11 protein-coding genes, 1 other RNA gene and 2 pseudogenes are annotated in these 12,151 nt (G+C 36.8%); 5 read left to right on the forward strand and 9 right to left on the reverse strand.

Annotated features, from left to right (window positions below; genetic code table 11):
• Positions 1-810 precede the first annotated feature (810 nt).
• Positions 811-1,830, reverse strand: coding sequence for a hypothetical protein (locus tag G6W43_RS10115; RefSeq protein ID WP_194169724.1), 1,020 nt, complete (start codon positions 1,828-1,830; stop codon positions 811-813).
• 63 nt (positions 1,831-1,893) lie between these two features.
• Between G6W43_RS10115 and G6W43_RS10120 the strand changes: the two genes are divergently transcribed.
• On the forward strand, positions 1,894-2,715 hold the full coding sequence (locus tag G6W43_RS10120) for a thiamine-phosphate kinase (protein ID WP_194169725.1): 822 nt from the start codon (positions 1,894-1,896) through the stop codon (positions 2,713-2,715).
• Positions 2,693-3,817 (forward strand): tRNA pseudouridine(13) synthase TruD, encoded by a 1,125-nt coding sequence (truD, locus tag G6W43_RS10125; protein WP_194169726.1) that lies wholly within the window; start codon positions 2,693-2,695, stop codon positions 3,815-3,817. Before G6W43_RS10120 ends, truD begins: the two co-directional genes overlap by 23 nt.
• Before the next feature lie 96 nt (positions 3,818-3,913).
• Here the strand turns inward: truD and G6W43_RS10940 are convergent.
• Both G6W43_RS10940 and G6W43_RS10945 read right to left on the reverse strand, forming a co-directional pair.
• Positions 3,914-4,966, reverse strand: a pseudogene (locus G6W43_RS10940) (methyl-accepting chemotaxis protein); the annotation flags it as partial.
• A gap of 24 nt (positions 4,967-4,990) precedes the next feature.
• Positions 4,991-5,884: pseudogene (locus G6W43_RS10945) on the reverse strand (Cache 3/Cache 2 fusion domain-containing protein); the annotation flags it as partial.
• Between the two features lie 507 nt (positions 5,885-6,391).
• On the opposite strand from G6W43_RS10945, the gene rnpB reads away from it, so the two are divergent.
• An RNA gene (gene rnpB, locus G6W43_RS10135) (RNase P RNA component class A) lies at positions 6,392-6,718 on the forward strand.
• A gap of 100 nt (positions 6,719-6,818) precedes the next feature.
• On the opposite strand, the gene G6W43_RS10140 is transcribed toward rnpB, so the two are convergent.
• From G6W43_RS10140 to G6W43_RS10155, 4 genes are read right to left on the reverse strand one after another with little or no spacing between them, the layout of a single operon-like run.
• On the reverse strand, positions 6,819-7,046 hold the full coding sequence (locus tag G6W43_RS10140; protein WP_021085119.1) for a hypothetical protein: 228 nt from the start codon (positions 7,044-7,046) through the stop codon (positions 6,819-6,821).
• Complete coding sequence (gene fliS, locus G6W43_RS10145) at positions 7,039-7,410, reverse strand: flagellar export chaperone FliS (RefSeq protein ID WP_035143745.1); 372 nt, start codon at positions 7,408-7,410, stop codon at positions 7,039-7,041. The genes G6W43_RS10140 and fliS overlap by 8 nt, the downstream gene beginning before the upstream one ends.
• A gap of 9 nt (positions 7,411-7,419) precedes the next feature.
• A complete protein-coding gene (gene fliD / locus G6W43_RS10150; RefSeq protein ID WP_194169727.1) occupies positions 7,420-9,180 on the reverse strand; it encodes a flagellar filament capping protein FliD in 1,761 nt (586 codons plus the stop codon).
• Positions 9,181-9,182: 2 nt separating this feature from the next.
• Entirely contained in the window at positions 9,183-9,578 is a 396-nt protein-coding gene (locus tag G6W43_RS10155; protein ID WP_021089781.1) for a FlaG family protein, read from the reverse strand.
• 119 nt (positions 9,579-9,697) lie between these two features.
• Between G6W43_RS10155 and G6W43_RS10160 the strand changes: the two genes are divergently transcribed.
• Positions 9,698-10,042: an ornithine carbamoyltransferase gene (locus G6W43_RS10160; protein WP_103611480.1), complete on the forward strand. Its 345-nt coding sequence runs from the start codon at positions 9,698-9,700 to the stop codon at positions 10,040-10,042.
• A complete protein-coding gene (gene rsmD / locus G6W43_RS10165) occupies positions 10,039-10,605 on the forward strand; it encodes a 16S rRNA (guanine(966)-N(2))-methyltransferase RsmD (RefSeq protein ID WP_194169728.1) in 567 nt (188 codons plus the stop codon). The genes G6W43_RS10160 and rsmD overlap by 4 nt, the downstream gene beginning before the upstream one ends.
• Positions 10,606-10,856: 251 nt before the next feature.
• On the opposite strand, the gene G6W43_RS10170 is transcribed toward rsmD, so the two are convergent.
• Complete coding sequence (locus tag G6W43_RS10170) at positions 10,857-11,582, reverse strand: hypothetical protein (RefSeq protein WP_149712232.1); 726 nt, start codon at positions 11,580-11,582, stop codon at positions 10,857-10,859.
• Between the two features lie 175 nt (positions 11,583-11,757).
• On the reverse strand, positions 11,758-12,030 hold the full coding sequence (locus tag G6W43_RS10175) for a hypothetical protein (protein WP_194169729.1): 273 nt from the start codon (positions 12,028-12,030) through the stop codon (positions 11,758-11,760).
• Positions 12,031-12,151 lie beyond the last annotated feature (121 nt).

Genomic DNA, 12,151 nt, shown 5'->3' on the forward strand with positions numbered 1-12,151 from the left:
ATTTTTGATAGGTTTTGGTTTAAATATAAAATCTTACCTGCTATTCTTTTACTTTTAAAAAAAGTTGATGTAAGCGATCAAATTTAAATAGTGAGCTTGTGGAATTTAAAATAAACTAGCAAATTATAGATTGTATTTTAAGTCAGGCTGTGCTCTTATTTTGGGTTGAAATATAAAACCTTGCCTGCTGGTCTTTTGCTTTAAAACAAATTTGGTACAAGAGAACAAAATTAAAAGCAAGCCTGACAAAATTTAAAATAAAGCCAGTAAATTTAGGCTATAAATTTACTAGATAATGCCATTGTGCGACGATCTGCTTGATTGTTTTGGCTCGCGCTATTTTTGTATCGATAGGTAGTGGTACCATAAATTTATATGTAGCCATTAAATTTTTACTAGATCATTTTTTAAAAGATCATCTGTTGTTTTAAGTAAATTTTTGCCATTTTGAACTGAAAGGCAAAACGTAAGCATAAATTTTTAGAAGTGGCTAGTAAAAATGGACCATAAATTTGACAACTCTAGTTTGAAAATTTACTTTTGGCTACCGACGTCTTACCTTTTAGATGTTATAGTCTTGTCATAAACCTAAATTTACAAGTTTTGCTAGTTTTAAAATATCGCGCAGGAGATTTAAATTTGATAGACTTGCAGCTGGTTTTAAAACTCTTAAATTTAAAAATCTAATAGTCGTAACTTGGCTATTTAATTTTTTAAATGTGCTTTTGGGTTGTTTTAGGCTCGCGTGGTCACCAGTTTTGTTGCCAGCCTAGCATTTACGGCGTTTTTGCAACTTGTTTTTTACGCAGCTCATAAATTTAACAAACCGACCTTCAAAACATGCTCTTTTAAGCTGCTAGGTATCTCGCCATTTTCAAAAGAGATTAGCTCGCTCGCTCTTAGGACGTAAAAGTCTTGCAAGCTTCTGTTGGCACTTTTTTCAAGCTTTTTTGCTAGCGTGTCAAAGATATAAAACTCAGCCTCGTTACTTGCCAGTAAAAAGTCAGCCCCACTGTCAAATGCAGCAAAAACTATCTTACTAGCAAGCTTGCAAGCTAGCTCTTCATCGGTCTTTAAAAGATCATATCCGCAAGGCGTTTTGGCGTTTAGCTCTATAAAATTTGCCTTGTATGCGCTTAAATTTGCAGGCAGTCTATCTTTTATGGCTATCTTAAATTCTTTAAATTTGCTAAGTTTTTCTATCTTTTCAAGCTCATTTTCGTGCTTTTTAGCAGGTTTTACGCCTAAAATTTCTTTGAAAAATTTAATCGCTTCGTTGTAAATTTCGCTACCTTCAAATAGCAAATCATCAAGCTCGCAGGCTATCAAAACGCCGTTTTTACCGCCAACTAGCTTTAAAATTTCATCGTTTTTCTCATTTTTGTAAAGATGATGAGCTAGCATTATCGCGGCAGCTCCTATAAAATTTGGCTCGTAGTCTTTTACAAAATCAGCGTAAAAATAGGGCTTAAAGCTAGCGTAAAGCTCTTTGTCGGCCCTTTTGCAAAAGCTAGCAAATGGCTCAAATTTCGCCCAAAAGTCATCATCGTTTATAGCAAGATCTAAAACCACTCTTTTTTCATCAAGCGGGGCTATGCAAAGCTCGCTACCAAGTTTTTGAGCTAAATTTACAAGTGGCTGGGCGGTGCTAACTACGACGTCATTTACCTTGACAAAGCCTTCAAATGGGCTAAAGTAGGGGTCTATGCTCTTTACGTGGGCAAAAAGCTCGTTTAAGTTTGCAAAGTCTGAAATCTCTAAAAAATAGGGCTTAAAATATGCCAAAACATCTCTTTTCGCGTCAAATCTAAAAATCTCAACTCTTTGCATCTCTATCCTTTTTTTGGGCTTATTTTATCCTAAATTTAAAAGGAGTTTCATTATAATAGCTCAATGGACAAAGAAAATTTTACGATTGAACGCTTTAGTAACGCATATATCGGCGATGATGCGGCGGTTGCCGGCAAAATGGTATTTAGCAAGGACATTTTTGCGCAAAATTCGCACTTTAAGCTTGGTTGGCTAAGCCTTGAAGAGATCGGCTATAAGGCGATGATCGTAAATTTTTCAGATACGATCGTGATGAATGCAAAGCCAAAGTTTGCCCTTCTAGGGCTTAGTCTGCCAAAGAGCTTCACGCCTCGGCAGATCAGCGAGCTAAGTAGCGGCATAAATAGGGCGTGCGAGGAGTTTGGCGTAAAGATAATCGGCGGTGACACGATAAGTAGCCCCATTTTAAACATAAGCGTTAGCGTGATCGGCGAGCTAAAGGGCAGGGCTGTGCTTAGAAAAAATGCTAAATTTGGAGATCTTATTGCATTTACAGGTAAGCTTGGGGGCAGCCAAAAGGGGCTAAACTCGCTTCTAAGGCTGGCTCAAATTTCTAAAAACTCACGATTTAAAAGACCTATCTTAAGAGATAAATTTTTTTACAAAGCAGCTTATCTTATAAACTCTGCCATGGATATCTCAGACGGGCTAAAAACCGACCTTGGCAAGCTTTTAAAGGCTAGCAAAAAGGGCGCTAAATTTACAAAAAAACTAAGCAAATTTGAGCTTAGTAGCGGCGAGGAGTACGAGGTTTTATTTACCTTTAGCCCTAAAAATTTAAGCGCGATTAAAAGGATCGCCGATAAAACTAGGACAAAGATCACGATTTTTGCCAAAATTTCACACAAAAGGTTAAGACAAAATGCAAGAAGCCACCACTTTTAAGCCGCTCTATGCGCTTACTCATACGCCCATCGAGGCATATTTTTCTAAAAATTCAGATGATTTTGTCGTGCGTGAGATACCGCTTTATGAATTTAGTGGTGACGGCGAGCACTTGATCGTTGAAATTTCTAAAAAAGATATGACGACAAGCGACGCTTTGCACGCCTTAAGCGAGGTTACAGGGGCAAAAATGCGTGACTTTGGCTATGCTGGGCTAAAAGACAAGCAGGGCATGACGACGCAGTTTATCTCGATGCCTCGTAAATTTGAGAGCGCGCTTGCAAACTTTAGCCACGAAAAGATGAAAATTCTAAACTTAAACGTACATAAAAACAAGCTTCGCATCGGACATCTAAAGGGCAATAGCTTTTTCATTCGCCTAAAAAAGGTGCTGCCAAGTAGCGCTAAAAAGCTCGAGCAAGCCTTTGTCAGCATCGATAAAATGGGCTATGCAAACTACTTTGGCTACCAGCGATTTGGTAAATTTGGCGATAATGCTGCAACTGGCCTTGAGCTACTTAAAAACGGCACTATAAATGGTAAAAAGAGCAAAAATGTGAAGCTAAATGACTTTTTGATCTCAGCCTATCAAAGCGATCTTTTCAACCGCTACCTTAGCAAAAGGGTCGAAATTTCAAGGTTTGTAACCGACTTTAGCTTAAGTGAGCTAGGCGAAATTTATAAAAACTTTAGCAAAGATGAACTAAAAGCGATGAAGGCGCAGGAGAGCTTTTTTAAGCTTTTGCCAGGAGAGGTTTTAGGGCACTATCCGTTTGGCAAGCTCTTTTTGTGCGAAAATTTAGATCAAGAGGCGCAAAGATTTGCTAAGCGCGATATCACAAGCCTTGGACTTATAGTCGGTGCAAAGGCCTATGAGGCAAGCGGCGTGGCAAAAGAGCTTGAGGATGAAATTTTTGCTGAGGCATTTTCGCTTACTTCAAAGATCGCTGGCTCAAGGCGCTTTAACTGGGCGTATCTTGAAAATACAAGCTACAAATACAACGAAGAAAACGCTCATTTTAGCTTAAATTTCACACTTCAAAAGGGCTCATACGCCACGGTTGTGTTAGAAGAAATTTTGCATAAAAATATATTTGAGTAGGGTAAAATTAAAGATAGTTTTAAAAGTAGGACTGGCTAAATTTAGAAGGTCTAGCCAAAGCTAGACCTAAAACATTAAATTTAATAGGTAAAAGTCTTAAGTTCTAAAGACGCTAAGTTTAGTATTTAGCGCATCTGTCATCTTATTTAGATGTTCAGCTGCAGAAGCTATCTCTTCGACGCTTCTAGCATTTTCAGATGAAATTTGATTGATCTCTGAGATGCCATCCATGATATCATTTACATTCTTACCAGTTGCGATGTAGTCTTGCATAGTCTTATCAGACATCGCTATGGCATTATTCATCGTCTCACTCATATTATTTATCGTCTTTTCAACGTCACTTGCCACATGGGTTAGCTCTTGAATTTGCTTAGAGTTGATGCCCATTTGCTCGCTGCTATCGTTGATCGCTTGAACGATAACGTTGATGGTTGCATTTATCTCTGTTAAGCTTTTTTGAGTTCTCTCAGCTAGCTGTCTAACCTCGTCAGCAACGACTGCAAAGCCACGTCCATGCTCGCCTGCTCTTGCTGCTTCTATTGCTGCGTTAAGAGCAAGTAGGTTTGTCTGATCGGCGATATCGTTGATAACTACAAGGACTGATTTAACCTGCTCTGCATCACGGCTAAGCTGCTCGATCTTACCTGCCATTTGATTTTCAACATTAGCAGAATCAACTATCTGAGATGATAGGGCTCTGATAGCCTCAGTAGCTGTTTTTATATGAGTGCTTGCCTTTTGAAGGTCATCTTTACCAGCTTGAGCTATAGATAGAGACTCTTTCATACTTTCTTGCATAGACTTGCATCTTTGATTTGTCTCTTCAACGATCTGGGTTGATTCTTCCACGCGTTTGCCTGTTTGAAGTGAGGTAGAGCTTAGCTCATTTGCGACTGAGCTGTTTTCACTTGAAAGGTTTTTAGTGTCACTTATAAGCACTCTTATGCGCTCTATGAAATTATTGATATCATTACTTATTTTAGCTATCTCGTCTTTGCCGTAGATCGGGATTTTAAGAGTAAAGTCAGATGTTATAGCATTTAAATTTGCTCCTAGTCTATCAATAGGATTTGCAACTAGTTTTTTAAGTAGCAATATAGATACAACTATAAGAAGCAATGTAACTATAATGCTTGCAATGATGAAGTTTTTGCTAACCACTTTTTGAGGTGTTAAAAAGTCATCAGTAACAGCTGAGCCAAGCACTATCCAGTTTAGCTTGTCAAATGGCTCAAACGCAACCACTCTCTCAACTCCATCAACATTTATGAGTTTGACACCTTCTTTAGTTTTTACTATGTCATCAACTATATCTTTTAGCTGACCTTCTGGTGCTTTGCCAGCTAGTTTTGGGTGGATGTCATAGACATTTGTCTTTGTATTAAAGATTGAGAAGTATCCACGCTCGCCTAGCTTCATTTGTGCCATTGTCTTTTGAAGATCTTCTAAGCCTTCAGTGAAGTCATAACCTATAAATAAAACTGCTACAACCTCGCCGTTTTGAACGACTGGCTCATAAACACACATATAGTTTCTACCAAAAATATTTAGAGCTCCAACATATGTCTCTTTGTTCATCATCTTTGGATAGATTGTTTTATTTAGCATACCAAGCGCTCTACTGCCATCATCTAGTAAAAGTGAAGTAGATACAGCAGCAAATTCATTGCCTGATTTCGCAAAGATGGTTGGGATACCGCCGTTTGTTAGCTTTTTGATCTTATCAGAAATTTCATGGTTGTTATTTAACACACCCATTTTATCGGAGATAAGCTCTAAAGCGTCGTCATTTTCTGTTTTTATGGTTTGGCTAGTGGCTCTTATATTACCTAAAGCCTCTTTTAAGACATGCATATATAGTTTTGCATTGTCTTCGTTATCTTCATCAAATAGCTCAACTGTGTCCATTGCAAGCGCAACGTTTTGCTGGATAGTTGTTTCTACTCCCTCCTTGATCTCACGCTCTAAGACATGTGATATAAAAAATACAAAGCAAGCCATACAAATGGCAAGAACTAAAGCGATGATCGCTGAGACCTTGACTAAGATGCTACGCAAATTCATCTATATCCTCCTTGGTTTAGATTTTAAGGGTTTATTATACAAATTTTTTCTCGTAAAACATATAGAATTTTAGGGAAAAATAACGAATTTTAAATTTTTGTTTGCTTTATATTTATAATTATAACTTTTATGAAACTGGAGTAAAAATTTATAAAAAATTGCTATTTAAATTTAGCTTTTTAAGCAAAATTTATAGTTTGGCAAAAGCAAGAAAATTGCGCTTTTGAGGAGTTAAATTTTAAATTTATATAGTTTTGTTGATTTGTCGTCTATTTTATTAGATTGGTTTAAGGTTTAAAAAGAAATAACAAAAAAGTGAAATTTGGAGCGTTTTACTCTTGTTTTTGTAAATAAATTTTAAAAAGATTAAATAAAAAAATTAATTTTATACCAAGTTGTGACAAAATTTAGGCTCAAAAATCAAAAAATTTCTTAGATAAATTTACAAAATTTGATAAAAAATTTGGTCGCAGGGTAAATTTATATATTTTTAAATATAATCACGCTCTGGCACGGTAAGCGGTCGCTTTTGCATCTTGCAAAAGAGGAAAGTCCGAGCTGCGATAAGACAAAGTTCCATCTAACGGATGGCTAGGGAAACCTAAGGGATAGTGTAACAGAAAGCAAACTTCCGCCTTGGCGGTAAAGGTGAAACGGCGGGGTAAGAGCCCACCGGCGCGCTTGGTAACTTGCGTGGCCATATAAACCCAACTTGCAGTAAGAAGGGATGGTTTTGGTCTTATATTAAAACCCTTCGCTAGAGCTTGTTTGTAAAAGCAAGCGTAGATAAATGATCGCTCAAGACAGAACTCGGCTTAACGCCGTGCCTCCCTTAAATTTAGAGTAAATTTCAAGTAGCAAGCAGTTGGTAAATTTAAAAGATTTTCAAGACAAAACCGGCAAATTTGCCGTGCCTTGAAAGTTTGAGTTTAGATTAATTTTTTACGTATTTTTGAGCTTTTTGTAGTTTTGTAAGCTCGTTTTGGATATGTGAAGATTTAGTTTTAAAAAGCTCTATCGCACCGCCGATTAGCGCTTGTGCTTCTTGAGCCGAAGCTAAGCTTTTAAACATATCTTCGCTAAAGCTTTGTGATAGTGCAGCTAGCTTTCTTGTATCTTCGTTTATTAACGCTAGCTTAAATTCATTGATCCAGCTATTCACCTGATGTTACCTCCCTCCATGCTTCTGATAACTGCTTTACGACATTTGTTACTTCATTTAGCGCTGCTATATCGTTTTGGATATTTGCCATAGCAAGAAGCTGCATCTGTCTTGTATAAAGTCCGCTAAGATAGTGAGCCACGTCGCCTTGAGAATAATCAAGCGAATTTAAAAGCTCGACAAAGATAGCGTTTGCTCTGTTTATATAATAGACTTTTTTCTCTATATCTCCAGCTTCGATCGCTTTTTTTGTGCGAAATATAAATTTTAAAATTCCGTCATAAAGCATTTCTATTAATTTAGTCGGGGACTCGATGCCCCCGAAACTCGACTGTGCGTATGCACTATATGCACTTTGATTCATTTTTCTCTCTTATTTTCTACTGTTTATCTCAGCATCTATCATTGATTTTAGAGTTGAGAACTGATTTTCTAAACTTGCGATGATAGAGTTATACTTGATGAAGCGCTCTTGCATCGTTGTATATTTCTCATCTAAAAGCTTTTGAGTGCTCTCTTTATTTTTAGTGATAGACTCACTCTCATCTTTTAGCTGATTTTGCATAGCGATCATAGTGCCTTTCTTACCAACAGCGCCATCAAGCATATTAGCTAGCTTTGTAAAAAGTCCATCAGTTTTTTTAGTCACCGGATTTACAGTGGCTTCACTCATACCAAGAGTTGCTAGTGCAGAAGCCTTGCCTTTTACTTCGATGTTTTCACCATCACTTCTTTTTAAGATGATCCTCTTGCCGCTTTGATCAAGGCTAGCTGTGACTCCGTCGATACCAGCGTCATTGATAGCTTGTTGAAGTTTTAGAGCGTTATCCTCAGCTGTCCCGCCAGCTGCGGTTGAAAATATAACTGACTTGCCATTTATCGTTAGATCGCCAGCTTGGATATTTAAAGCACCTGTGCTAACGATTGAGTTACCCATGTAGCTTATCGGCTCAGTCTTGCTTGAACCCATGAAGAATTTCTGAATTTCTTCTGGATCTTTGCTAAGAGCTGCATTAAATTTATTTAGATCAAGTTGGAGCTGACCGTCTTTATCTGGCACTATGCCAAATTTACTTAGCGCTTTGCCTTCGCTATCTTGACCATTTACTAGACGTCCGATGTTTGATCTAAGGCTTGAAATTTCACTCACACCTTGGAAAGTGCCAGCGCCTTTCTCTTCATCATACTTCGTAGCGATCTCAAGGTTCATAGTCATTAGGTTGTAGTCTTTTATAAACTCTTCAACCGCTTTTACGACCTCTTCAGTGTTTTGAGAGATGCTGACATTTGTCTTGCCAGTCTCATTTAGCGTGATATTTACACCAGGTCTTAGATCATCAAAGCTATTTTTGCTTCTTTTGATATTTACGCCGTTATATGTAAATTCTGCATCTTGCGCTTTTAGAATTCTATTTTTCTCCAAATTTGATGTCATCTTTGGCGAGCCATCAGGATTTGTTAGCGCTGTGCCGTGCTCGTCTGTGTCTTGAAACTGCGTATCATCCCAGCCAAGCTTGTCTAAGATGCCAGCAGTGTCGTTTGAAAATTTAATAGTCTGCGTAGCGCCAGTGCTGCCTGATTGAAGCATTATTTGATTTGGTTTATCGCCACCAACATTTAAAATTCTAGCTTGCAATTTACCGCCACTTACGTCATTTATCTTATCAACGATATCTTGATATGTTGTCGATCTTGTCACACCGATAGAGAATTTTTGCCCATCGATCTCAACGTCAAACGAGCCAGTATTTGTCGCACCCACCATGCTTGAAGAATTTTTGAAATTCTTGCTTTGAAATGTATCTTTTTGAGCAAGTTTTTGCACATCGATACTAAAGCTTTGTACGCTAACGCCGTTTGCAGCAGAAGCTGTGACGCTTTTGCCAGCGTTATTTGTATTTCTTTTTAGATAAAGTGCCTCGCCACCAAGTGTTTTACCACTAACATTTACGTTACTAACAAGAGTTTTTAGAGCCGCAAGGTCCTTTTGCTTAAGCTCGTTTTTCTCTAGCCTTGTTGTAAGTGGTTTGATCTGTCCAGCCTCATCAGCCTCTTTTAGTTTCTTGATAAGCTCATCGTTTAGGCCGCTATTTTTTGTACCGATGCCTAAATTTGTTACGTTACCTACTGCCATTTTTAACTCTCCTTGTCAAAAAGTATTCCGATACTTTCTTTGAAATACTCGCTGATTTTTATAGCTTCTTTGCTCGGAAGCTGTGTTATCTCTTCGCCTGTTTTGGCGTCTTTTACTTGCACTACCATTAAATTTAACTTCTCGTTGTAAGCAAATCTTACATTGGTATCGAGCTGCTGCATCTGATAGTTTAGCCTATCAGTGACCTCTCTTGTCTTTCTAGCAAGATCCTCGTTGCTAAGTCCGTCAAGCTCGTTAGCATCCTTTGATTTGCCGTTTTTATCGGCATTTACTTTGACATCAGAGTGCTCGATAGGTCTGCTGTCAATTTGACGCTGAGCCGACGTGCTCATGTTTGCATCAAGTGTTTGATTTGCCGCTGCTTTGAAAATTTCCATAGTTTTACTCCTTAAAACTTACGCTAGCTCCTACATCGGTAAAATTTTAAATTCCTTTAGTATTTATATAAATTTTTGATTATTTAGGTTAAAATCGAGCAAAATTTATAGGACGGGATATGAAAATTTCATTTGAATGCGACTGCATTTTGCTGCAAAAGACCTTGCTGCTTTTTTGTGGAAATTTAGCCGCTCATCATAAGGATTGTGATTTTGTAGTAAGTGACCGTGAGATCGTCACAAAAAAACCGCTATTTATAATAGGTAAGAACGCTCATCTTTCTCATCCATTCACAAGAGCCGCTCTTCTTGATACGCTCGAGGAGTTTTACTCAGCCACGCAAATTTCAAAGGCAAAAGAGCCAGATCAGATAGTAAATGAAAAGAGTTTGGAGCAAAAAGTCTCAAATTTGATAGATAAATTTAAAGCCGATCTGCTTGAAATTTTAAGGGCAAATCAGTGAAACTCTACACCAAAATTTCAAGTGGTAAATTTAAAGGCAAAAGGCTTGAGCTACCAAGTCTAAGCACTACTAGAAGCACAAAAAGCATCGTAAAAGAGTCCTTTTTTAACGTCATTAGAGATGAAATTTGCTCGCTTACATTTATAGAGGGCTTTGGCGGAAGCGGCGTGATGGCAAGTGAGGCTGTTAGTAACGGAGCGCGCGAGGCTATCGCTATCGAAAAAGATAGAGCCGCTTTTAAGATCACGCAAAGCAATCTTGCTAGCTTAGAGTGTGCAAATTTAAAAGCTATAAATGGCGATAGCTTTGCGCTTTTGCCTGATCTTGTAAATTCGCAAAATGGCAAGGTTTTACTCTATCTTGATCCGCCATTTGATATAAGAGCTGGCTTTGATGATATCTATGAAAAGCTTGTAAATTTGATCTCGCAGCTAAAAAAAGAGAAAATTTATATGATAGTTTTTGAGCATAACAGCGACTTTAAATTTGGCGATGGAATTTCTGCGTATAAGCTTGTTAAATTTAAAAAATTTGGAGCCACTTCTCTCTCTTATTTTTTGTAAAATACTGTGGAACTTAATCAGATTTTATTTTATTATTCGTAAACACAGTAGATATTTTTATGTCTTGTGATGTATCTAAATTTTACTTCCATTCCTTATATTTTTTATGAAGTAGTAGCAAGACATAGTTATAGTTAAATTTTAAATACCATTATGGATTTTTACCATTAGTAAATTTGTTTTTTGAGTATTTTTTGTGATCAATAAGCTTTCTAGTATTTTAATATTTGTTTGTGTTTGTTCAAGTTCCTTTAACTTTTATTGTTTTGGGCTAGAATTTTAGCTATTTTTTCGCCAGTATCTTTTATTGCCACGTCAGAGTTTAGTCCGTATCGATTGCCTAGAAAATACGTTATTACAATCATAGAACCGTTTTTATTTATGAAGTAATAAAATTTCTTATCGCCTGCAATATCTTCATTTACCTGCACATCGTCTCCACCAAATGCAGTAATAAATTTGTTTTTATAGCTTATTCCTACACAGATTATTAAGCGCGGTTTATACTCTTTTATCCACATCCTAAACATAGGGAAACGATTTTGCTCTATCCAGTGCATGTATGCACTTTTATTTTCTAGTCCGGTTGCTTTGGTAAACCCCTCGCTCCAGAGACTATGACTAGTATTTTTAAATGCAAGTGGATACAAGTTTAGTTTGAAAAATCCTTTTGCTCCATATGTAAATGGTTTTACTGTTTCGTTAAATTTTATGTGGTCAATCTCGTCATTAAGTGCACAAAGCAGTTTAACGGCTTTAGTATTAAATTGATAGTCTAAATTTAGCTTGTGACTCTCGTATCCTGTTGGTGGCTTACCAACGTTATTCTTAAACTCATCAGCTAGTTGTTCTGGCTTAAAGCCACCACCCCATTCCAGTCCGCACAACCAAATACTCTGATGTTGTGGACTGCCTATGTCACCGCCATCACAACCGCTAAAACCCAAAGCCCATTTTTTAAAATCTTCATTAATCATTATTTATTCCTTTTTACTTAAAAATTATTTAATATGTTTTAAGATTAATAAAAACTATACCTCTCTTTTTTCGGTTATCGTATAACAATTTTCAAAACCACATTTATCGCATTTGGTATAAATTTTTATATCTTTTATCCTAAAAGTTGTACTTACTGTTTTATTGTCTACTTTTTTAGTTCCCTTTACTAGTTCTTCTCGCAGCGTATTCTTCTCGCAGCGTATCTTGACCTATTTTTTTGGTACAAAAACTATTTTTGCAGTTTGGGCATTTTGAATAAAATTTAAGCCCAAAATACACTAAAGGAATAACAACTACAAATAGTAAAGAATACATATCATCTTTTAAAAAATGGACACACAAAGCACTAACTCCGATACCGACAACAAACGATATAAAAGTAGCCAAAAATCTACCGACGCATCTTAAGTCTTCAATAAAAAACATTTTTATCCTTTGAAGTGAAATGGTAGTGTATTTTACTTCTTTTTAGAACAAAATTCAATTAATAATTTATTATTTTTTTATTTGCAAAATTTTAATGAAAGCCATCTAAATAGTACTTAAT

The organism is Campylobacter concisus (assembly GCF_015229965.1).
In the GTDB taxonomy this organism is placed as follows: Bacteria; Campylobacterota; Campylobacteria; order Campylobacterales; family Campylobacteraceae; genus Campylobacter_A; species Campylobacter_A concisus_BD.